23 protein-coding genes are annotated in these 21,334 nt (G+C 75.1%); 15 read left to right on the forward strand and 8 right to left on the reverse strand.

Going from position 1 to position 21,334, the window contains the following annotated elements; genetic code table 11:
- Positions 1–228: 228 nt before the first annotated feature.
- Together KBX43_RS29215 and KBX43_RS29220 are read right to left on the reverse strand one after the other, a co-directional pair.
- Positions 229–996: a polyprenol monophosphomannose synthase gene (locus tag KBX43_RS29215; RefSeq protein WP_043325031.1), complete on the reverse strand. Its 768-nt coding sequence runs from the start codon at positions 994–996 to the stop codon at positions 229–231.
- Between the two features lie 15 nt (positions 997–1,011).
- Positions 1,012–1,533, reverse strand: a complete 522-nt coding sequence (locus KBX43_RS29220) for an SRPBCC family protein (protein ID WP_307189071.1) — start codon at positions 1,531–1,533, stop codon at positions 1,012–1,014.
- 174 nt (positions 1,534–1,707) lie between these two features.
- Between KBX43_RS29220 and KBX43_RS29225 the strand changes: the two genes are divergently transcribed.
- From KBX43_RS29225 to KBX43_RS29260, 8 genes are read left to right on the forward strand one after another with little or no spacing between them, the layout of a single operon-like run.
- Positions 1,708–3,372 carry an HAD-IIIA family hydrolase gene (locus tag KBX43_RS29225; RefSeq protein ID WP_113973171.1) on the forward strand — a complete coding sequence of 555 codons (1,665 nt, stop codon included), beginning with the start codon at positions 1,708–1,710 and terminating at the stop codon, positions 3,370–3,372.
- Positions 3,369–4,343, forward strand: a complete 975-nt coding sequence (locus tag KBX43_RS29230; RefSeq protein WP_064448753.1) for a glycosyltransferase — start codon at positions 3,369–3,371, stop codon at positions 4,341–4,343. The genes KBX43_RS29225 and KBX43_RS29230 overlap by 4 nt, the downstream gene beginning before the upstream one ends.
- Positions 4,328–5,545: a glycosyltransferase gene (locus KBX43_RS29235; RefSeq protein ID WP_210888361.1), complete on the forward strand. Its 1,218-nt coding sequence runs from the start codon at positions 4,328–4,330 to the stop codon at positions 5,543–5,545. Before KBX43_RS29230 ends, KBX43_RS29235 begins: the two co-directional genes overlap by 16 nt.
- Positions 5,545–6,237: an SIS domain-containing protein gene (locus tag KBX43_RS29240; RefSeq protein WP_043325027.1), complete on the forward strand. Its 693-nt coding sequence runs from the start codon at positions 5,545–5,547 to the stop codon at positions 6,235–6,237. Before KBX43_RS29235 ends, KBX43_RS29240 begins: the two co-directional genes overlap by 1 nt.
- Positions 6,234–7,730 carry a PfkB family carbohydrate kinase gene (locus KBX43_RS29245; protein ID WP_210888363.1) on the forward strand — a complete coding sequence of 499 codons (1,497 nt, stop codon included), beginning with the start codon at positions 6,234–6,236 and terminating at the stop codon, positions 7,728–7,730. The genes KBX43_RS29240 and KBX43_RS29245 overlap by 4 nt, the downstream gene beginning before the upstream one ends.
- 43 nt (positions 7,731–7,773) lie before the next feature.
- On the forward strand, positions 7,774–8,475 hold the full coding sequence (locus KBX43_RS29250; RefSeq protein ID WP_043325024.1) for an SDR family oxidoreductase: 702 nt from the start codon (positions 7,774–7,776) through the stop codon (positions 8,473–8,475).
- Positions 8,472–9,431: a glycosyltransferase family 9 protein gene (locus KBX43_RS29255; RefSeq protein ID WP_069089899.1), complete on the forward strand. Its 960-nt coding sequence runs from the start codon at positions 8,472–8,474 to the stop codon at positions 9,429–9,431. Before KBX43_RS29250 ends, KBX43_RS29255 begins: the two co-directional genes overlap by 4 nt.
- A complete protein-coding gene (locus tag KBX43_RS29260; protein WP_210888365.1) occupies positions 9,415–10,404 on the forward strand; it encodes a DNA topoisomerase IB in 990 nt (329 codons plus the stop codon). The genes KBX43_RS29255 and KBX43_RS29260 overlap by 17 nt, the downstream gene beginning before the upstream one ends.
- 170 nt (positions 10,405–10,574) lie before the next feature.
- Here the strand turns inward: KBX43_RS29260 and KBX43_RS29265 are convergent, their stop codons facing one another.
- The 4 genes from KBX43_RS29265 to KBX43_RS31985 form a co-directional block, all read right to left on the reverse strand.
- A complete protein-coding gene (locus KBX43_RS29265) occupies positions 10,575–11,618 on the reverse strand; it encodes a helix-turn-helix domain-containing protein (protein ID WP_043325022.1) in 1,044 nt (347 codons plus the stop codon).
- A gap of 125 nt (positions 11,619–11,743) precedes the next feature.
- Entirely contained in the window at positions 11,744–12,247 is a 504-nt protein-coding gene (locus KBX43_RS29270) for a hypothetical protein (protein ID WP_064448748.1), read from the reverse strand.
- Positions 12,248–12,311: 64 nt separating this feature from the next.
- Positions 12,312–13,943: an ATP-dependent DNA helicase RecQ gene (locus KBX43_RS29275; protein ID WP_210888368.1), complete on the reverse strand. Its 1,632-nt coding sequence runs from the start codon at positions 13,941–13,943 to the stop codon at positions 12,312–12,314.
- Positions 13,944–14,011: 68 nt separating this feature from the next.
- On the reverse strand, positions 14,012–14,134 hold the full coding sequence (locus KBX43_RS31985) for a hypothetical protein (RefSeq protein WP_255358596.1): 123 nt from the start codon (positions 14,132–14,134) through the stop codon (positions 14,012–14,014).
- 139 nt (positions 14,135–14,273) lie between these two features.
- Here KBX43_RS31985 and KBX43_RS29280 point away from each other — a divergent pair, with 139 nt between their 5' ends.
- Positions 14,274–15,773: a glycoside hydrolase family 3 protein gene (locus KBX43_RS29280; protein ID WP_210888370.1), complete on the forward strand. Its 1,500-nt coding sequence runs from the start codon at positions 14,274–14,276 to the stop codon at positions 15,771–15,773.
- A gap of 45 nt (positions 15,774–15,818) precedes the next feature.
- Here KBX43_RS29280 and KBX43_RS29285 read toward each other — a convergent pair whose 3' ends face one another.
- Together KBX43_RS29285 and KBX43_RS29290 are read right to left on the reverse strand one after the other, a co-directional pair.
- Positions 15,819–16,106, reverse strand: a complete 288-nt coding sequence (locus KBX43_RS29285; RefSeq protein ID WP_064448745.1) for a GNAT family N-acetyltransferase — start codon at positions 16,104–16,106, stop codon at positions 15,819–15,821.
- Positions 16,103–17,329 (reverse strand): cysteine desulfurase-like protein, encoded by a 1,227-nt coding sequence (locus KBX43_RS29290; RefSeq protein ID WP_210888372.1) that lies wholly within the window; start codon positions 17,327–17,329, stop codon positions 16,103–16,105. The genes KBX43_RS29285 and KBX43_RS29290 overlap by 4 nt, the downstream gene beginning before the upstream one ends.
- Before the next feature lie 100 nt (positions 17,330–17,429).
- Here KBX43_RS29290 and KBX43_RS29295 point away from each other — a divergent pair, with 100 nt between their 5' ends.
- From KBX43_RS29295 to KBX43_RS29320, 6 genes are all read left to right on the forward strand, one after another.
- A complete protein-coding gene (locus KBX43_RS29295; RefSeq protein WP_043325017.1) occupies positions 17,430–17,789 on the forward strand; it encodes a hypothetical protein in 360 nt (119 codons plus the stop codon).
- Positions 17,790–17,855: 66 nt separating this feature from the next.
- The gene (locus tag KBX43_RS29300) at positions 17,856–18,677 is read left to right on the forward strand and encodes a DUF1206 domain-containing protein (RefSeq protein WP_043325016.1); all 822 of its coding nucleotides are present in this window, start codon (positions 17,856–17,858) and stop codon (positions 18,675–18,677) included.
- 78 nt (positions 18,678–18,755) lie between these two features.
- A complete protein-coding gene (locus tag KBX43_RS29305; protein WP_043325015.1) occupies positions 18,756–19,952 on the forward strand; it encodes a mechanosensitive ion channel family protein in 1,197 nt (398 codons plus the stop codon).
- A 242-nt stretch (positions 19,953–20,194) separates the two neighbouring features.
- The gene (locus KBX43_RS29310; protein ID WP_043325014.1) at positions 20,195–20,629 is read left to right on the forward strand and encodes a phage holin family protein; all 435 of its coding nucleotides are present in this window, start codon (positions 20,195–20,197) and stop codon (positions 20,627–20,629) included.
- A complete protein-coding gene (locus KBX43_RS29315) occupies positions 20,626–20,967 on the forward strand; it encodes a DUF3618 domain-containing protein (protein ID WP_043325013.1) in 342 nt (113 codons plus the stop codon). The genes KBX43_RS29310 and KBX43_RS29315 overlap by 4 nt, the downstream gene beginning before the upstream one ends.
- Positions 20,964–21,236 carry a DUF4235 domain-containing protein gene (locus KBX43_RS29320; protein ID WP_043325012.1) on the forward strand — a complete coding sequence of 91 codons (273 nt, stop codon included), beginning with the start codon at positions 20,964–20,966 and terminating at the stop codon, positions 21,234–21,236. Before KBX43_RS29315 ends, KBX43_RS29320 begins: the two co-directional genes overlap by 4 nt.
- The last annotated feature ends 98 nt before the right edge of the window (positions 21,237–21,334 follow it).

Below are 21,334 nucleotides of genomic sequence, written 5' to 3' on the forward strand. Positions count from 1 at the left end.
GGGTGGCGGGGTGGGGCGGTGAGGCATGCGGGGTTGGTTACGCGGCGTGCTTGATTGCGCCTGGGGTGGGGCCGTGGCGCCGGGAGAGCGCCCCAGGTCAACGCGGTGCTGCGCCGGTGGCGGCAGAGCAAGGGCGCGGGGTGCGGGACATGGCGGGGCGAGCGCGCCCTCACGCGCCGTGACAGCGGCGTGAGGGCGCGTTGCGGGCGCGCGGCAGGGCAGGGCGGATCAGGAGTCGAGGTTGCGGTGCCGGCTGCGCAGCTTGAACGGCATCAACGCGCTCTCGATCTTGGTGGCGGTGGTCATCTTCGAGTCGCCGTCGCGGCGCTCCTCGAAGCGGATCGGCACCTCCAGGATGGTGTGGCCCAGCTTGGTGGCGAGGTAGTGCATCTCCACCTGGAAGCTGTAGCCGTTCGACTGGACCCGGTCGAGCCCGATCGCGCGCAGCGCCTCGGCCTGCCAGATCTTGAAGCCGGCGGTCAGGTCACGGATGCGCACGCGCAGCAGCGTGTGCACGTACAGGTTGGCCCAGCCGCTGAGCGCGCGCCGGTACAGCGGCCAGTTCTCGTCCAGCTCACCGCCGGGCACGTACCGCGAGCCGATGACCACCGAAGCCTGCGTGGACAGCAGCGCGCCGAGCATGCCGGGCAGCGCCTCCGGCGGGTGCGACAGGTCGGCGTCCATCTGGGCGACGAAGTCCGCGCCGTCGTCGAGCGCCCGGCCGATGCCGTCCACGTACGCCCGGCCGAGACCCTCCTTGCCCGGGCGGTGCACCACCGTCACCCGGTCCGGGTGCTCGATGGCCAGCTTGTCGGCGACCTCACCGGTGCCGTCCGGGGAGTTGTCGTCCGCGACCAGCACCTTCAGCCCCGGCAGAGGCAGCGCGAGCAGGCGCTCGACCAGCACCGGGAGGTTGCCCGCCTCGTTGTAGGTCGGAACGACGACGGTCAGGCGCGCATCCCCCCACGGGGAGGGTAACTGCACGGGTTCGATCATCACGGACATCCTCGGTCAGCGGACAGGTTCATCTGAGAGGGTATCCAGTGGGCCGTGCGGCGGCCGCACAGACGCCCCGCCGAGGGATCGATCCCGCTCCGGCTTCTGCCGGGTCGCGATGTCGGACAGCCGGGCCAGCGTCTCCCGGTTGCGAAGATGCAGCACCAGGTCGTTGAGCTTGGTCCGGACCCACCGCAGCGGCCCGGCGGCGAAGTCCTCGCCGATGGTCACCCGGGTCCGGCCGTCCTCCAGCGGTTCCAGAGCGAACGCCACTGTCGCCTCGCCGGCCGGCCACAACCCGGCGCGCAGCACGAGCCGGTGCGGCGCCTGGCACTCCAGCACGGTGGACTTGTCCTGCAGCGAGAACGGCCAGGGCCCGGCCCGGTGGTGCAGGTTGCTGCCGACCCGGGGCCACGTGTCGTCCACGTCCCGCACGTGCACGGTGCCCACCACCCAGTCGCTGTACGTCCACCCGTCCGCGAGCACCTCGAAGACCTGCTCCGGAGGTGCGTCGATCACTTTCTCCACAACCGCCATCACCAACCGGTACCCCGCCCCGGGCCGCCGCTAACGGCGAGCGGGTTAGCTTCTCGGGGGCGGCGGGTATCGCCGGACCGGAACGGTCGTGGCAACGTGTGCGCCGGCACCGGCGGGGCGCGCCTGGCGCCGACGTCGACGTTTACTCCTCGGGGGCTCGGGAACCCGCCGCCCGTGCGACGGGACCAGGAGCGGGATCAGTGCAGGTCAGCCCGGGTTGACCCGGGTGCTGACCGGTTCCCGTCCGGCCTCTACGACGCGGTGCTGCTGGACCGGGACGGCACGCTGATCGAGGACGTGCCGTACAACGGCGACCCGGAGAAGGTACGGCCGGTGCCGGGTGCCCGGGAGGCGCTGGACCGGTTGCGGGCGGCCGGGTTGCGGCTCGCCGTGGTGACGAACCAGTCCGGCCTGGCCCGCGGCTGCTTCACCGCGGACGAGCTGAGGCTGGTCAACGCCCGGGTGGAGGAACTGCTCGGGCCCTTCGACCACTGGGCGATCTGCCCGCACGCGGAAGCCGACGGGTGCGCCTGCCGCAAGCCGGCGCCCGGGCTCGTACACGAGGCAGCCCGCGCGCTCGGCACCACACCGACCCGGTGCGTGCTGATCGGCGACATCGGCGCGGACACGGCCGCCGCCGCGGCGGCCGGCGCTGCCACGATCATGGTGCCCACGCCGGCCACCCGGGCTGCCGAGGTGGCCGCCGCGCCGACCGTCGCCGCCGACCTGCCGGACGCGGTGAGCACAGTGCTGGCCAGGATGCGCCTCACGGCCGCGCCGCAACGCGCGGGCCGTAACCGCCGGGGCACGGTCCTCGTCGTCCGCAGCGACGCCGCCGGTGACGTGCTGGTGACCGGTCCCGGCATCCGCGCGGTGGCGGCCGGCGCGCAGCGGGTGGTGCTGCTGTGCGGGCCACGCGGCCGGGCGGCGGCCGAACTGCTGCCCGGCGTGGACGAGATCATCGAAGCGCCGCTGCCGTGGATCGACGCGCCCGCCCCGCCCGTCGACCCGGGTGACATGCGCGCGCTCACCGACCGGCTCGCGGCCGTACGCGCCGACGAAGCCGTCGTCTTCACCTCCTTCCACCAGTCCGCGCTGCCGCTGGCGCTGCTGCTGCGCCTGGCCGGGGTGCCCCGGATCAGCGCGATCAGCGACGACTACCCGGGCAGCCTGCTCGACGTGCGCCACCGCGTCCCGGCCGGCGTACCCGAACCGGAACGCGCCCTGTCCCTCGCCGCCGCCGCCGGATTCGCGCTGCCCGGCCACGACGAACCCGCCCTGCGCATCCGCTCCGACCGGCTTCCGCCGCCCGCGGCCGAGGCCGGGGCGCCCGGCTACGTGGTGCTGCATCCCGGGTCCTCGGTGGAGACCCGCGCCTGCCCGGAGGAACTGGCCACGCGAGTGGTCCGGGTGCTCGGCGCGGCCGGTCACCGGGTGGTGGTCACCGGCGGGCCGGACGAGCGGGAGCTGACCGCCCGGGTCGCGGCGGCGGGCGGCGTCGACCTCGGCGGGCGTACCGGGCTGGCGGAGCTGGCCGCTGTGGTCGCCGGCGCCGGCGCGCTGGTGGTCGGCAACACCGGCCCCGCGCACCTGGCCGCCGCGCTCGGCGTGCCGGTGGTGAGCCTGTTCGCGCCCACTGTGCCGTTCGGGCAGTGGGGGCCCTACCGGGTGCCGACAGTGCGCCTCGGTGACGCGGCGGCGCCCTGCCGGGACACCCGCGCCACCGTCTGCCCGGTCCCCGGGCACCCGTGCCTGTCGGCTGTCGAGCCGGGCCGGGTGCTGGAGGCGTTGCGGCTGCTCGGCGTGCCGGCGCCGGTGGCGGGCGGGGTGGTCGGATGAACATCCTGCTGTGGCACGTCCACGGGTCGTGGACGACGTCCTTCGTGCACGGCAAGCACCGCTACCTGGTGCCGGTGACGCCGGACCGGGGCCCGTACGGGCTGGGCCGGGCGCGCACCTACCCGTGGCCGGACAGCGCGGTCGAGGTCACGCCGGAAGACCTGCGCGGCGCCGACGTGGACCTGGTGATCCTGCAGCGCCCGGAGGAACTCGACCTGGCCGCCGAGTGGCTCGGCCGCCGCCCCGGACGCGACGTCCCGGCGATCTACGTCGAGCACAACACGCCGAAAGGCGACGTGCCGAACACCCGTCATCCCATGGCCGACCGCGACGACCTGCTGCTCACCCACGTCACCGCGTTCAACGAGCTGTTCTGGGACAACGGCGGCACCCGCACCACGGTGGTCGACCACGGCGTCGTACCGCCCGCCGTCGAGTGGACCGGCGAACTCGACCGCCTCGCCGTGGTCATCAACGAGCCGGTACGCCGCTGGCGCGTAACCGGCACCGACCTGCTCGCCCGGTTCGCCGCGCTCGCCCCGCTCGACGTCTACGGCATGAAGGTGGCCGGTCTCGCCGCCCACCTCGGACTGCCCGAGGACCGGCTGACCAGCCACGACGACGTACCCCAGCACGCCATGCACGCCGAACTCGCCAAACGGCGTGCCTACCTGCACCTGTGCCGCTGGACCTCACTGGGCCTCAGCCTCGTCGAGGCCATGACCATGGGCATGCCGGTGGTGGCGCTGGCCACCACCGAAGCGGTGGAAGCCGTCCCGCCGGAGGCGGGCGCGCTGTCCACCCGGGTCGACACGCTCGTCGAGGCCGCCCGTGGCCTGCTGGACGACAGGGAGTCCGCCCGCCGGGCGGGCGCCGCGGCGCGGGCCGCCGCCCGGGGCCGCTACGGCCTGGAGCGTTTCCTCGCCGACTGGGACCGGCTGCTGGAGGAGGAAGTATGCGCATCGCGATGATCTCGGAGCACGCCAGCCCGCTCGCCGTCCTCGGCGGGGAGGACGCCGGTGGCCAGAACACGCATGTCGCGGAGCTCTCCGCCGCGCTCGCGGCCGCCGGTCACGACGTACGGGTCTACACCCGGCTCGACGCGGTGGACCTGCCGGTGAGCGTGCGTGCTCCGGACGGGTACGAGGTGGTGCACGTACCGGCCGGGCCGGCCGAGCCGGTGGCCAAGGACGACCTGCTGCCGTACATGCCGGCGTTCGGCAACTGGCTGGCCGACCGGTGGCGCACCGGCGACTGGCAGCCCGATGTGGTGCACGCGCACTTCTGGATGAGCGGGCTGGCCGGGCTCGCCGCGGCCCGCCGCGCGGGCGTGCCGGTGGTGCAGACCTACCACGCGCTCGGCACCGTCAAGCGCCGCCACCAGGGCGCGCAGGACACCAGCCCGCCGGGCCGGGTCGAGCACGAGCGGAAGCTGGGCCGCTCGGTGGACCGGGTGGTCGCCCAGTGCCAGGACGAGGTCGCCGAGCTGGTCCGGATGGGTGTGCCCCGCTCCCGGATGACAGTCGTGCCGTCGGGGGTGAACCTGTCCACGTTCGCCCCGCTCGGCCCGGTGGCCGACCGTGACGGCGGCCGGGCCCGCATCCTCACCGTCGGCCGGCTGGTCGAGCGCAAGGGCTTCCAGGACGTCATCCGGGCCGTCGCCGAGGTGCCGGACGCCGAGTGCGTGGTGGTCGGCGGCCCGCCGGCCGGACTGCTGGAGACCGACCCGTACGCGCTGCGCCTGCGGACGCTGGCCCGCTCGCTCGGCGTCGCCGACCGGGTGCGGCTGGTCGGCGCGGTCCCCCGGGAGGAGATGGGCCGCTGGTACCGGTCCGCCGACGTGCTCGTCGCCGCCCCCTGGTACGAGCCGTTCGGGCTCACCCCGCTGGAGGCGATGGCGTGCGGCGTGCCGGTGGTCGGCACCGCGGTCGGCGGGCTCATCGACACGGTGGTGCCCGGCCGGACCGGCGACCTGGTGCCGGCCCGCGATCCGGCGGCGCTCGGCGCGGCGATCCGGGGCCTGCTCGGTGACCGGATCCGCCGGTTCGCCTACGCCACCGCGGCGCTGGAGCGGGCGCGCACCCGCTACTCGTGGGCCACCACCGCCGACCGCCTCACCGAGTTGTACGGCGAGGTGGCCAGCGTCGGCCGTCCCACCCGGGTGGTCGCCTGATGACGGCGACCCCGCCGGCCGCCGGCGGCACGCTGCTGGAGGACCATCTGGCGCTGCTGGCCGCCGCGCTGCTGCCGCTGCGGGAGTCGGAGCGGATGCTGGCCCGCTGGGGTGAGGATCTGGCGCAGCGGCTCGCCGCCGGCGGGCGGCTGCTGGTGGCCGGCAACGGCGGCAGCGCCGCCGAAGCCCAGCACCTCACCGCCGAACTCGTCGGCAAACTCCGCCACGACCGCCAACCCCTGTCCGCCATCGCCCTCCACGCCGAAACCAGCGCCCTCACCGCCATCGCCAACGACTACGGCTACGACGAAACCTTCGCCCGACAGGTACGCGCCCACGGCCGACCCCACGACATCCTCCTGCTCCTCACCACCAGCGGCACCAGCACCAACCTCCTCACCGCCGCCCACGCCGCCCACCAGACCGGCCTGCGCACCTGGGCCTTCACCGGCCCCGCGCCCAACCCCCTCGCCGACCTCTGCCACGAGCACCTGGCGATCGACTCGCCGGACGGGCAGGTGGTGCAGGAGCTGCATCTGGTGGCCTCGCACGTGCTCTGCGAGTACGTCGAACGGGCGCTGCCCGCGGCGCTCGCCGCCCCGGCGCCGGCCGAACCGGTGCGTACCGGCGTCGAGGTGGTGCTCGGCGACCCGGACCCGGCGGCGCCCGCCGGACCGGGAGGCCGGGCATGAGGGGGCCGGTGGTGGTGCTCGGGGACACGCTGCTGGACCGCGACGTCGAGGGTCTGGTGAACCGGCTCTGCCCGGACTCCCCGGTGCCGGTGCTGGACGAGACCTCCTCCGTCGACCGTCCCGGCGGCGCCGGCCTGGCCGCGGTGTTCGCGGCCGCTCAGGGCGCCGAGGTCGCGCTGGTCACCGCGGTCGCCGACGACGCCGGCGGGGCCCGGATCGGCACGCTGCTCGCCGCCGCGGGGGTGCGGTTGTACGCGCTGCCGCTGGCCGGCGCCACCCCGGAGAAGGTCCGGCTGCGGGTACGCGGCCGGGTGCTGCTGCGCCACGACCGGGGCGGCGCGGCCGGTGTGCCCGGTCAGCCCAGCGACGCCGTGCTGCGGCTGATCGCCGACGCGTCCGCCGTGCTGGTGAGCGACTACGGCCGGGGTGTGGCCGGGCATCCCGCGCTGCGCGCCGCGCTGGCCGCCACCCGGGCGCCGGTGGTCTGGGACCCGCATCCGCGCGGACCGGCAGCCGTACCCGGGGTGCACCTGGCCACCCCGAACGAGCCGGAGGCCCGCGACCTGGCCAAGACGCCGCCGGGCGGGTCCCGCCTCGCGGCCGCGTCCCGCAGCGCGCAGGCGCTGCGCCGCCGCTGGCAGGCGCGCGCGGTAGCGGTGACGCTCGGCGGGGACGGCGCGCTGCTCTGTCACGCCGGATCCACGCCCCTGGTGGTGCCGGCGCCACCGGCCGAGGGGGACACCTGCGGGGCGGGGGACCGGTTCGCGTCCACCGCCACGCTGGCCCTGGCCCGTGGGGCGCTGGTCTCCGAGGCGGTGCAGGAGGCGGTCGCGCAGGCGTCCGCGTACGTGGCCGGGGGTGGCGTGGCCGCCGCGCTGCCGGCCCCGGTACGGGCGGTGGCCCCGGCGGTGGTCACCAGCGGCGGCGACCGGGTCGGCGCCGGGGCGGCCGGTGAGGTGGTGGCCCGGGTACGCGCGGCCGGCGGCACCGTGGTCGCCACCGGCGGCTGCTTCGACCTGCTGCACGCCGGGCACGTGGCGACGCTCCAGGCGGCCCGGCAACTCGGCGACTGCCTGGTGGTCTGCCTCAACTCCGACGCCAGTGTGGCCGGGCTCAAGGGACCGGAGCGCCCGGTCGTGCCGCAGGGCGACCGGGGCCGGCTGCTCGCCGCGCTCGGCTGCGTCGACGCGGTGCTGATCTTCGACGAGCCGACCCCGGAGGCGGCGCTGTCCTGGCTGCGTCCGGACATCTGGGTCAAGGGCGGCGACTACGCCAGCGGCGGCGGCGCCGAGACGTTGCCCGAGTCGGAGATCCTGGCCCGCTGGGGCGGGCACACGGTGGTGGTGCCGTACCTCGACGGGCGCTCGACCACCGACATGATCGCTGCCGCGCGGGCGGGACGGGGCAGCGGCGGATGGCCGGCCCCGACGCTCGACCCGGCGGAGGCCGTCGCGCAGACGGTGGTCCGGTCCACGGCGAAGGGAGCACGATGAACGAGCGACGCATCCGATCCGGCGCGGTCGCGCGGGCGGCGGCATGAACGCCCCCGCTCCCGGTGCCGGGCCCGCGGTCCTGGTCACCGGCGGGTCGAGCGGGCTCGGCGCGGCGGTGGTCGCCGCGGTGGCCCGCTCCGGTGGACGCCCGCTGGTGCTGGACCGGCAGCGTCCCGCCGACGGTGTGCCCTGGGCCGAGTGCGACCTGGCCGACACCCGAGCCGCCGAGGCCGCCACGCGCGATCTCGCGGAACGCTCCGGCGGGCTGGACGCCGTGGTCACCGCCGCCGGCATGGACGTGCCGGGGAAGCTGGCCGACATCCCGGCGGAGACCTGGGAACGGATCGTCACTGTGGACCTGCTCGCCACGGCCGCGGTGATCCGGGCCGCGCTGCCCTGGCTGGAGGCGTCCCGCGGCAACATCGTCACGGTGGCCTCGACGCTGGGCGTGAAGGCGGTGAGCGACGCGACGGCGTACTGCGCGGCGAAGTTCGGGGTGGTGGGCTTCACCCGTGCGCTCGCCGCCGAGCTGGCCGGCACTGTGGGCGTGACGCTGCTGATCCCGGGCGGGATGCGGACCGCGTTCTTCGACGAGCGGGACGCGCAGTACCGCCCCGGCCCGGACGCGGTGCTCAACGAGCCGTCCGACACCGCCGCCGCGGTCATGTTCGCGCTCTCCCAGCCGGCCGGCTGCGCGGTACGCGAGATGGTGGTGTGCGCCGCGCAGGAGTCCTCGTACCCGTGATCCTGGTGCTGCGGGCGCTCGGCGTCGGCGACCTGGTCACCGCCGTGCCGGCGTTGCGTGGCCTGCGCGCCGGCCTGCCGGGCCGGGAACTGGTGCTCGCCGCGCCGGACTGGCTGGCGCCGCTGGCGGAGCTGACCGGGGCGGTCGACCGGGTGCTGCCCACCACCGGACCGGACCGGATCGCGTGGACCGGACCGCCGCCGGAGGTGGCGGTCAACCTGCACGGCCGGGGGCCGCAGTCGCACCGGGCGCTGGCCGCGGTACGCCCCGGCCGGCTGCTCGCCCACCGCAACCCGGACGCCGGGCACCCGGACGGCCCGGCCTGGGACGACGACGAGCACGAGGTGCGCCGCTGGTGCCGCCTGCTGCACGCGTACGGCCTGCCGGCCGACCCGGGAGACCTCGCGCTGCGCCGTCCGGCGGCGGGCGGCGTACCGGCCGGGTTGACGCTGCTGCACCCGGGCAGCAAGATCCCGGCGAAGCGCTGGCCGGCGCGGCGGTTCGCCGGGCTGGCCCGGGAGCTGACCGCGCGCGGTCACCGGGTGGCGGTGACCGGATCTGCCGGCGAGCGGGCGCTGGCCGAGCGGGTCGCCCGCGACGGGGGGCTGCCGCCGGAGGCGGTGCTGGCCGGCCGGACCGGGCTGGCCGAGCTGGCCGCGCTCGTCGCGGGCGCGCGGCTGGTGGTCAGCGGGGACACCGGCGTGGCGCACCTGGCCACCGGCTACGGCACCGCGTCGGTGGTGCTGTTCGGGCCGGTGCCGGCGGCGCACTGGGGGCCACCGGCGGACCGGCCTCGCCACCGCGCCCTCGGTGCGATCGAGCCCACGCACGTCAACCCGGATTCGACCGGGTCACGCGGGGTAGGAAGCCACCCGACATTGAATGCCATCGGGATCGACGAGGTGGTGGCCGCGGTGGCCGACGTGGAACGGGTATCCGGTGCGGTTGCGGCGTAGCGATCCGGGCCGGCCGGGGTACGCGCGCCGGCGGCGCGGCAAGGGCTGGCTGTTCCTCGACCCGGCCGGCGAGCCGGTGCGCGACGCCGGGGAGCTGGTCCGGCTGCGCGAGCTGGTCATCCCGCCCGCCTGGCAGGACGTGTGGATCTCGCCGTACCCGAACGGCCACATCCAGGCCACCGGCATCGACGCGGCGGGCCGCAAGCAGTACCTCTACCACCCGGGCTGGCGGCGCAAGCGCGACGAGGCGAAGTTCGACCACGTGCTGGAGGTGGCCCACCGGCTGCCCGCGCTACGGGACCGGGTCACGCAGGACCTGGCGCTGCGCGGCCTGCGCCGGGAGCGGGTGCTCGCCACCGTCGCCCGGCTGCTCGACATGGGCGCCTTCCGGGTCGGCAGCGACCAGTACGCCACCGGCGACGACCCGACCTTCGGGGTGGCCACGCTGCGCCCCGAGCACACCCGCTCCCGGGGCGGGTGCGTGGTCTTCGAGTTCCCCGCCAAGGGCGGCATCGAGCAGGTCCGCCGGATCGAGGACGCGGAGCTGTGCCGGGTGCTGCTCAACCTGCGCCGGCGGCGGCGGGCCCAGGAGAGGCTGTTCGGCTACTGGGACGGCCGGTCCTGGCGCGACGTGCGCAGCGACGAGGTGAACGACTACCTGCGCGACGCCAGCGGCGGGGAGATGACCGCGAAGGACTTCCGTACCTGGCACGCCACAGTGCTGGCGGCGGCCGAGCTGGCGAACGTGGGCCCGCAGCGCTCCGCCACCGCCCGCAGGCGCGCGGTGGCCGGGGTGATGCGGTCGGTGGCCGAGTTGCTCGGCAACACCCCGACGGTGGCGCGGGCCTCCTACGTGGACCCGCGGGTGGTCGACCTCTACCACGACGGGGTGCTGGCGCCGGTGCAGCCGGAGATGCCGCGCGAGGCGGTGGAGAAGTCGGTGCTGGCGCTGCTGGAGGAGGAGGCCGGCTGACCGGCCCCGTCGGTCCTGGGGGGAAGCGCGACGGGGCCGGAAACCTCGTCCGGCGCGGATGCGGGGAGACCGCCACCGGGGCGGCCGCCCGCGGCCGGGCCGCCGCGGACGCCACGCCACGGCCCCCCGATACCAGTGGGCCGCCGCTGGGAGCGGTCTCAGCCCTGCGTTCAGTATGTCCGCGCCGAGTTGACTGCGGATGCCGTGGTGTTGACGATCCGTGCCGGTTCCAGATGACGGGCCCGGAATGCCTGCGGTGTCTCCGCGTGCGCGGCCCGGAAGGCGCGGCTGAAGTGTGCCTTGTCCCGAAAGCCCCAGCGGGCGGCGATGAGCTGGATCGAGCGGTCGCTCAGCGCCGGGTCGGCGAGGTCGCGCCGGCACCGGGCCAGCCGCTCGTCCCTGATGTACGCCGCGACGGTGGTCTCCTCGTCCTCGAAGAGCCGGTGCAGCGAGCGCACCGAGATGTGGTGCGCGTCGGCGATCCGGCCCGGGTCCAGCGAGGCGTCCCCGAGGTGCTGCTCCACGTACGAGCGCACCTGGGCGAGCAGGGCGCGCCGCCGGATCTCGGTGGGGACCGCCTCCTCGGAGACCAGGTTGCGGCCGAGCAGCGTGGCGACCAGGTCCAGGCCGATCCCGCCCAGCCGCTCGGCGTCGGCGGCGTGGTACTGCTCGGGGTGCGCGGTGATCCGGACGAGGAAGTCGGCGAGCAGGCCGCCGACGCCCTCGGAGCCGGACATCCGCCCGGCGAACAGGGGAGCGAGACGGCGGCGCGGCAGCGGCAGCGCGTCGTACGGCATCAGGGCCACGATCGAGCGGGCGTACGCGGGCCCGGCCGGGTCGGCGTGGTGGCTGACCTCGTGCGGGCGGGAGCAGTCGTAGAAGGTGAGGTCGCCGGGGCGGCAGCAGGCCCGCTGCCCCGCCTGGTCGGCCTGGCTGGTCCCGGTGAGCGTGAGCGCGAGCAGGTAGTAGTCCGGGTCGGAGCGCTGGATCAGCTTCGAGGTGCGGACGCAGTCCACCGACGGGTAGCGGTAGCGGATGAGCCGCATCCGGCCCAGCTCGACGAACTCGGCCCGTGCGACGAAGTCGTCGGCGTGCGCGGTGTGCACCCGCAGCGGCGTCGGGGTGCTCGCCATCATGTCCAGCCACATGCCGAAGCGCTCGCGTGGTGGCAGATCCTCCGTGTCGAGCACCTGCCGGCGCAGCTTCCCGTCCATCAACCGACCCCCGTGGTTCGTCACACCTGCTAGAACCAGGACGCCCCACGGGGCCGAAAAGCGACACCCGTGGGGCCGTGACGTCCGTCATTGACGGACCGGGGAGCCTTCTGTTAGCAGTCCGTTCAGTCGTTCAGCACCTGGGCCAGCCGGTCCCGGAACCGTCGCTCCGAGTCGGTCACCGTGTCGCCGCCGAGGCCCAGGATGCCGCCGGTGGAGGCCGCGCCCACCACCTGCTCGGCGATGTCCACCAGCCAGTGCCGGTACGCCCCGGCCTGGCCTTCGTCCACCCGGGCGGCGAGCAGGGCGGCGGCCTGGCCGGCCCGGGCCAGCACGTCCTCGATCATCGCCTTCGGGTCCTCCGGCGTGAGCACCGGAAGCTCCGCGCCGGTCTCCGGGTCGCCGACCCGGTCGACGATCTCGCCGGCCACCGCCGCGACGAGCGGGCTCGCCGACTCGCGGCCGGCGGCGATGGTCTGCAGCCCGGCGGCGTTCTCGGCCATGGTGCGGCGGGTGCCGTCGGACTCGGCGGCGGCCGCCGCGGTGAGCACCGACTGCGGCAGCCCCACCAGCAGCCCCCACTCCTCGTCGGAGACGCCGAACCGGGTGTACGCCGGCTGCTCGATCACGATCAGGCCCCTTTCGCCGTGGTCGTCGTTCGTCGACGGGCGCCGCCGCGGCGCCCGGGTCAGGCTAGTCGAGTTCCAGCAGTCCCTGTTCGGACACCACGGGCACGGAGAGCGTCTTGTAACCGACCTCGTCGAAGAGCACAGTCATCCGGTCCTCCTCGTAGCTGAGCACCAGGCCGGCGCCCCACTCCGGGTGGCGCACCTGGCTGTGCACGGGGAACGGCCCGACCGCGCCGTCGGCGGCCACGCTGGTGCCGGCGTGGCAGTTGTCGCAGTGCCCGCAGACCTCGTGCATCTGCTCGCCGAAGTACGCCAGCAGGGCCTGGCCCCGGCACCCGGTGGTCTCGGCGAACGCGCGCATCATGTCGGTACGCGACCGGGTCACCGTCTGCTGCCGTTCCGCCTCGGCCAGCGCGGCCCGGCCGGACTCGGCGGCCGCCGGGGCGTACCGGGGCGCGCCGATGCGCTGCCGGGCGCGCGGCTCGGCGGCGCCGACCTGCTCCAGCAGGGACAGGTACTGGCCCAGTTTGCGCGGGCCGAGCCCGGTCAGCTCGCGCAGCTCCTTGCGGTTGCGGGCCTTGCCGCGCAGCACCGCGGCCAGCTCGGTCAGCTCCTTTTCGTCCGGCAGCCCGCCGCTGAAGTAGCGCTGCAGGCCGACGTCCTCGGCGCGCCACAGCAGCAGCACCCGGGCCGGTGAGCCGTCGCGCCCGGCGCGGCCGATCTCCTGGAAGTAGCTGTCCGGCGAGTCGGGCAGCGCCATGTGCACCACCCAGGCGATGTTCGGCTTGTCGATGCCCATGCCGAACGCCGACGTGGCCACCATGATCGGCACCCGGTCGGCGAGGAACGCCTCGTGCAGCTCGTGCCGGGCCGCGGTGGGCATGCCGCCGTGGTAGAACTCGGCCGGGAACCCGGCGCCGGTGAGCCGCTCGGCCAGTTCCTCGGCCGCGCGCCGGGTCGGCACGTAGATGATGCCGGGCCGCTCGTCGTCGCGCAGCAGCGCGATCAGCCGCCGCCACCGGTAGTCGTCGGTGGGGCAGTGGGCCACCTCGAGGAAGAGGTTGGGCCGGTCCAGCCCGGAGACCACCACCTCGGGCTCGCGCAGCCGCAGCCGGGCGATGATGTCGTCGCGTACCGGCGGGGAGGCGGTGGCGGTGAGCGCCACCACCGGCGGGCGGCCCAGGCCGTCGATCAGGTGGCCCAGCGCCAGGTAGTCCGGGCGGAAGTCGTGGCCCCACGCCGAGATGCAGTGCGCCTCGTCGATCGCCACCAGCGCCGGCTTCAGCTCCCGGACCTCGGCGAGCCGGTCCGGGTTGCTCAGCGCCTCCGGCGTGATGAACAGGAACTCCGCCCGCCCGGCCCGGATGTCCTCGATCGCCTCGGCCTGCTGGGCGGCGCTCTCGTCCGAACTGATCCGCACCGCGCGCAGCTCCGGACGCTGCCGTTCGTTGAGCGCGGCGATCTGGTCCTGCTGCAACGCCAGCAGCGGGGAGATCACCACCGTGGGGCCGGGGATCAGGCTGGCCGGGATCTGGTAGATCGCCGACTTGCCGGCGCCGGTGGGCAGCACCACCAGCGCGTCGCGGCGCTTCATCACGGCGCGCATGGCGGCGAGCTGGTTGGGCCGCAGCGCGGTCCAGCCGAACAGGTTCCGTGCCGCCCGGCGCAGGCTGGAGGAGTGAGTGGTCAGTTTCATCAAGCGCCTCAGCTACCCCCGGCGATCCCGCGCGAAACCGCCTGCGCCGCTCACCCGCCCGGTGCGGATCAGCGGCGGAACATGGCGCGGATGGCGATCAGCAGGAACAGGCCGCCGACGATCAGGCCGAGCAGCCGTACGCCGGGGATGTCGGCGGCGCTGGTGGCGTCGGCGAGCGGCAGGGCGGACATGTGGGAACTCTCCCACGGGAGGTCGCGGGACGCCACCGCCTAACAGTAAGGATTGTTGACTATTTAGCTGCGCGGTGTGACCATGTCAGCACCCGCCGGCCCCGGCGGGTCCGTGGGGGAGACGGGGGTACGACAGCACATGAGCGAGCGGACCGAGGGATCGACCGGAGATCTGGCGGCGCTCGCCGCCGCCGTCCTGCAACCGGGTTTCGTCGGCACCACGCCGCCGCCGTGGGTGTGCCGCTGGCTCGGCGAAGGGCTCGGCTCGGTCGTCCTGTTCGCCCGCAACGTCGTCGACCACGAGCAGGTCGCCACGCTCACCGCGAACCTGCGGGCCGAGCGGCCGGACGTCATCGTGGCGATCGACGAGGAGGCCGGCGACGTCACCCGGATCGAGTCCGCCCGGGGCAGCTCCCGGCCCGGCAACTACGCGCTCGGCGCGATCGACGACCCGGCGCTGACCGAGGAGGTCGCCCGCGACCTCGGCGCCGAACTGGCAGCCGTCGGCGTCACTCTGGACTACGCCCCGGACGCCGACGTCAACTCCAACCCGGCCAACCCGGTGATCGGGGTGCGCGCGTTCGGCGCCGACCCGGACCTGGTCGCCCGGCACACCGCCGCCTGGGTACGCGGCCTGCAGTCCGGCGGCGTCGCCGCCTGCGCCAAGCACTTCCCCGGACACGGCGACACCCGGATCGACTCGCACCACGACCTGCCCCGCATCGGCGGCGACCGGGCCCGCCTCGACGCGGTCGAGCTGGCCCCGTTCCGGGCCGCCGTGGCCGCCGGGGCGCAGGCGGTGATGACCGGCCACCTGCTGGTGCCGGCGCTGGACCCGGAACTGCCCGCCACGCTCAGCCCGCGCGTGCTGGGCGGGCTGCTGCGCGAGGAGATGGGCTTCGGCGGCGTGGTGGTCACCGACGCGGTGGAGATGCGGGCGGTGGCCGACCGGTACGGCTTCACCGGCGCGGCGGTGCGCGCGCTCGTGGCCGGCGCGGACGCGATCTGCGTGGGCGGGGAACGGGCCACCGAGGCCGACGCCCGCGAGCTGCGCGACGCGATCGTCGCCGCGGTGATCAGCGGCCAGCTGCCCGAGGAGCGGCTCGCCGAGGCGGCCAAGCGCGTCGGTCAGCTCGCCGCCTGGAGCGTCGCCGCCCGCGCCCGCCGGGTCGCCGGCACGCCACCGGCCGACGGCTCACCGATCGGGCTGGCCGCCGCCCGCCGGGCGGTCCGGGTCAGCGGCGACGCCGCGCTGCTGCCGCTGGCCGGGCCGGCGCACGTGGTGGAGTTCGCGCCGCCGCGCAACATCGCCATCGGCGAGGAGACGCCGTGGGGGATCGCCGCGCCCCTGGCCAGCCTGGCGCCGGGCACCACGACCGCCCGCTACGCCGCCGACGCCGTACCGGCCGACCCGGGCGACCTGCCGGCCGGACGGCCGCTCGTGCTGGTGGTGCGGGACCTGCACCGGCACGACTGGATGCGGGACGCGGTGCGCCGGGCGCTCGCCGCGCGTCCGGACGCGGTGGTGGTCGAACTGGGCGTGCCCGAGCTGGTCACCGGCGCGGTGCACCTGGCCACCCACGGCGCCACCGCCGCTGCGGCCCGCGCCGCCGCCGAGGTGCTCAGCGGCGCCCGCTGACTCCCGGGCCGGCCGGGCGGGGAGGTCCCCCGGCCGGCCCGGGCCTCACGCCGGGTCGGCCACCAGGTCGGCGTACTCGGGGTGACGCTTGACGAACGCGGCCACGAACGGGCAGCTCGGCACGATCCGGCCGCCCCGGGCGCGGACCTCGTCCAGCGCGCCCCGGACCAGCGCCGCGCCGACGCCCTGACCCTGGAACCGGTCGTCGACCTCGGTGTGCGTGAAGACCAGCACCCCGTCGCCGGGGGTGTACGCGGCGAACCCGGCCAGCGCGTCGTCCACCAGGATCTCGAAGCGACGCTTGGCGGGGTTGTCCTCGACCTGAAAGCTCACCGGGCCATTCTCCCTCCGGGGCCGGCCAGCCGGTCCAGTTCGGTCAGCAGCCGGTCCACCTCCTCGACCGTGTTGTAGTGGTAGACGCTGGCCCGGACCGCGCCGCCGTCGGCGCGCAGGCCCATCGTGCGGAAGTACTCGTAGGCGTAGTAGTCGCCGTGCGACAGGCACAGCCCCGCCTCGCCCAGCGCCGCCGCCGTCTGCGCCGGGGCCAGGCCGGCCACCCGGAACGACACCGTCGGGCAGCGCCGGGCCGGTGCGCCGTAGACGGTCACGAACGACCGGCCGGTCAGCCCGGCGAGCAGCCGCTCGAAGACCGCCTCCTCGTGCGCCTGCGCGGCGGCCAGCCCGGCGCGTACCCGCTCCCGCCGGTCGCCGGTCGCGGCCGGATCCAGACCGGCCAGGTGGTCCACCGCGGCGGTCACCCCGGCCAGCAGCGGGAAGCTCGGCGTGCCGTACTCGAACCGGTCCGGGACCGAGTCGGCGGAGGGGAGCAGCTTCGCCGGGCGCAGCGTCTCCCACCGCGCCGGGTCGGCGGCCATCGCCGCGAGGTGCGGCCCGGACCACTTGTACGCGCTGGTCACCAGGAAGTCCGCGCCGAGCGTGGACAGGTCGGTCGGGCCGTGCGGCACCGCGTGCACGCCGTCGACGCAGACCAGCGCGCCCGCCGCGTGCGCGGTCTTGGCGATCGCCGCCACGTCCGGCACGGTGCCGATCGCGTTGCTGCCGGCGGTCACCGCGACCAGCCGGGTCCGTTCGGTGACCAGGTCGGCGTACTGGCCGGCGGGCAGCTCGCCGCTCACCGGGTCGAACTCGGCCCAGCGCACGGTGGCGCCGGCCGCCTCGGCGGCCTGCACCCACGGCCGGACGTTCGCGTCGTGGTCCAGCCGGGACACGATCACCTCGTCGCCCGGCCGCCAGCCGGCGCCGAGCGTGCGGGCCAGGGTGTACGTCAGCGCGGTCGCGCTCGGACCGAGCACCACGCCCGACGGCTGCGCGCCGAGCAGGTCGGCGACCGCCGCCCGCGCCCCGGCGACCAGGTCCAGCGCCCGGCGGCCGGGTACGAAAGCGGCGCTGCGGTTGCCGGTGGCGGCGCGCATGGCGCCGGTCACCGCCTCGATCACGCCGGCCACGGTCTGGGTGCCCCCGGCGCCGTCGAAGTGGGCGAATCCCTCGGCCAGGGCGGGGTAGGCGGCCCGGACCCGGGCGACGTCGAAAGCCATTCCGGCACCCTAGCGCGCACCCCGGACGCCCCGCCCGGCGTGGCCGTCGCGGGCCCCGGGCGCGACGGCGCGCTGGCGCAGTCCGCCTATCCTTGGGCGGGTGACGATCCGACGCGCCACCTCCGCCCCCGCCCGCCGTGCCGCCGGTCTGCTCGCCGGTCTCGCCCTCGGCGCCGCGCTGCTCGCCGGATGCAGCTCCGAAGGTGCCGAGACCGACTGCGGCCTCGACGCCTGCACGATCACCTTCGACCGCGGCGTGGAAGCAAGCGCCCGGATCCTCGGCGTCGAGGCGAAGCTGGTCGGCGCCCAGGGCGACCAGGTCACCGTCGAGGTGGCCGGGGAACAGCTCTCCCTGACCGTGGGTCAGCAGGCCACCGAGGTCGCCGGCTTCCAGGTCAGCCTGGACAGCGTCACCGAGCAGCAGGTGGTGCTGCGGGTCGCCCGCGACCTCGCCGGCTGATCCGTTTCGGCCGCTCCCGGCGGGCGCGGACGTTTGGAAAATCGCCCGCCGGGAGATTGAGGGCTCATGTCTCTCACCCGGAATGCCGGAGCCACCGCCGCCCAGGCTCGAAACAGCCGGTGGCTCGAACTGTTGACCCGTGGCGGCTTCATCGGATACGGAATCGTGCACCTTCTCCTCGCCTGGCTGGCGCTGCAGATCGCCTTCGGCAAGTCCGGCGAGGAGGGGAACCAGAACGGCGCGCTGCGCACCCTCGGTGAACAGCCGCTCGGGAAGTTCCTCCTGATCGCGATGGCGGTCGGCCTGTTCGCCATGGCGATCTGGCAGGCCTTCGAGGCGATCTCCGGCCACGTCTCCCGGACCGGCAAGGAACGCACGTTCGAACGGATCGCCTCGGCGGTCCGGGTCGTCGTGTTCGTCTGGCTGGGCTGGACCGCGATCAAGGTCTTCCAGGACGCCAGCGCCAACGCCTCGGACCAGCAGCAGCAGTTCTCCGAGAAGCTGATGGCCTCCGACGGCGGCCGGTGGCTGGTCGGGCTGGCCGGACTTGCGCTCGCCGCGCTCGGCGTCGGCATGGTGATCTACGGCCTGAAGAAGAAGTTCGAGCGCAACCTCAAGACCGGCGAGATGAGCCCGAAGACCCGCCAGCTCACCCGCCGTCTCGGCATGGCCGGGTACGCCTCCCGGGGCACCGTGTTCGCCATCGCCGGCGTGCTCGTCGTGGTCGCCGCAGTCAACTACGACCCGGAGAAGGCGCGTGGCCTGGACGCCGCGCTGCGGACGCTGCGCGACCAGTCGTACGGGCCGTGGCTGCTGGCGCTCATGGCGCTGGGCATCGCCGCGTTCGGCGTCTACTGCTTCTTCCAGTCCCGGTACCGCAAGGTCTGATCCTGGTCGATACCCGGGCCGCCGGGCACCATTGGGCCTTTGCGCCCGATTCCGCCCGGTCGGAGGGAGAGAGAGTTCGTGCAGAGTTACGTCGTGACCATCGCCGCCGCGCTCGCCGCGGCGGCGATCGCGTTGGTGCTGGCCCAGGTGGTGCACCGGGTCACCCGCCGGCTGGGCCGCCGCTCGCTGCTGATGACCGAGCTGACCGAGCACGCGCACCGCGCGTTCCAGGTGGCCGCCACAGTGGTCGCGGTGCAGATCGCGGTGCGGTTCACCACCCTGTACGCGGTCGGCAGCCCGTGGCGGCAGTTCGTCCTGCACACGCTCGTGCTGGCGATGATCGCCGCCACCGCCTGGCTGGTGGCCTCGCTGCTGGTGGTGGCGGAGGACACCGCGCTGGCCCGGTTCCGGGTGGACGTGCCGAACAACAGGCACGCCCGCCGGGTGCGTACCCAGGTGGTGCTGCTGCGCCGGCTGACCATCGCGGTGATCGTGATCCTCACCGTCGGCGTCATGCTGATGACGTTCCCGGCCGTACGCGGTGTCGGCGCGGGTGTGCTGACCTCCGCCGGTGTGATCGCCGCGGTCGCCGCGCTCGCCGCGCAGAGCCTGCTCGGCAACGTCTTCGCCGGTCTCCAGCTCGCGTTCAGCGACGCGGTGCGGCTCGACGACGTGGTGGTGGTCGAGGGCGAGTGGGGCCGGATCGAGGAGCTGACGCTCAGCTACGTGGTGGTGCAGGTCTGGGACGACCGCCGCCTGATCCTGCCCACCTCGTACTTCACCAGCCGGCCGTTCCAGAACTGGACCCGGACCGAGGCGGCGGTGCTCGGCACCGCCGAGTTCGACCTGGACTGGGCCATCCCGGTGCAGGCGATGCGGGAGGAGCTGCGCCGCCTGTGCGAGGGCACCGAGCTGTGGGACGGGCGGGTCTGCGTGCTCCAGGTGACCGACGCGACCGGCGGCATGGTCAAGGTCCGCGCGCTGGTCAGCGCCGCCGACGCGGGCAGCCTGTGGGACCTGCGCTGCCTGGTCCGCGAGCACCTGGTGACCTGGGTACGCGACCAGCGCCCGACCGCCCTGCCCCGGCTGCGCGCCGAGGTGGGCGACGCCACCGGCCCGCTGCCCTGGCAGGCGGCGCAGCCGCGCCGCCCGGTCCGCCGCCCGGCCGGCACCGAGGCGCCCGACGACGCGCGGGTCTTCGGCGGCAGCGACGACGGCGAGGCGCGCAGCGAGGTGTTCGTGGGCCGCGAGGACCACGCCGAGGCGCGTCGCTGACCCCGTACCCCCGATCGGGGACCCCGGCTGCCCACGGCGCCGGGGGTTCCCGCGTTCGGGCGGCTTTCCGGCCGGACGGGTTTGGCCGGACGGTTGCGGGGGACGTGGTGCGCACGCCCCGGATCCGGCGCTCACGGCGCCGGGTTCCGGCGGCGCGCGGCCGGGCGGACCGGCCGCGCCGCGCAGGATTGACGGGCGGCGACTCCGGGCATACAGCGCGGTGATGACGAAAGGAGGACAGCATGGCTGACGTCGCGAGTCGCAGCACGTCCCGGACCGGGAACGAGCCGTCCACCGCGGAACTGGTCCAGCGCGCCACCGAGCAGGTCACCCGTCTGGTACGGGACGAGCTGGCGCTGGCCCGGGCGGAACTGACCCAGAAGGGCAAGCACGCCGGGATCGGGATCGGTCTGTTCGGCGGCGGCGGGGTGATGGCGCTCTACGGCGCCGGTGCCCTGGTCGCCACCGTGATCCTGCTGCTGGCGCTGGTCATGCCGGCGTGGCTGGCGGCCCTGATCGTGGCGGTGGCGTTGTTCCTGCTCGCCGGGATCCTGGCGCTCGTGGGCAAGAAGCAGGTCAGCCGTGCCGTCCCGCCGGTGCCCGAGGCGGCCGTCCGTAGCGTGCGGGCGGACGTCGACACGGTCACCGCCGCGGTGAAGGACGGGAGACGGGCATGACCGGCAACGGAACCGGGGACGTGGCGGCGCTCCGGGAGGAGATCCGCCGGACCCGGGTGGAACTCGGTGAGACGATGGAGCTGCTCGCGGCCAGGGCCGACCCGAAGGCGCTGGTGCGGCACTCCGCCGAGGCGGCGAAGGCGCGGATGCGCGAGCAGGCGTCGCTGACCGCGGCCCGGGTGCGCGGGCGGGCGGCGGAGCGGGCCCGGCTGGTCCGGGCGCAGGCGTACGAGAAGGGTGAGGCGGTCGGGCGTAACCCGTTGCCGTGGGCGGCCGTCGCGGCCGGGGCCCTGGTGACGGTGGTGGTGCTGGCGATCGTCCGAGGGAGGCGCAGGTGAGCGGGAAGATCGGCAAGGCGGCGTACAAACCGGTGGGGGTGCTGCTCGGCCTGGCCGCCGGTACCGTCGCCGGCGTGATCTTCCGCCAGGTCTGGAAGTTGACAGCGGGCGACGGCGAGGCGCCGAGCGCCACCGACGAGGACCGCCGCTGGGGCGAGGTGCTCGCCGCCGCGGCCCTGCAGGGCGCCATCTTCTCGGTGGTGCGGGCCGCCGTCGACCGAGGTGGAGCGGTTGGCGTGCGCCGGTTGACCGGTCGCTGGCCGGACTGACGAAAGGCCGGAAAGGCCCCTTTCCCGAGCGCGGGAAAGGGGCCTTTCGCATGGCTCCGGCGGGGCCGCGCAGCGGCGTCGGCGCGACCTTCAGGTCA

The organism is Micromonospora sp. C41 (genome assembly GCF_018070485.1).
Classification (GTDB): Bacteria; Actinomycetota; Actinomycetes; order Mycobacteriales; family Micromonosporaceae; genus Micromonospora; species Micromonospora chalcea.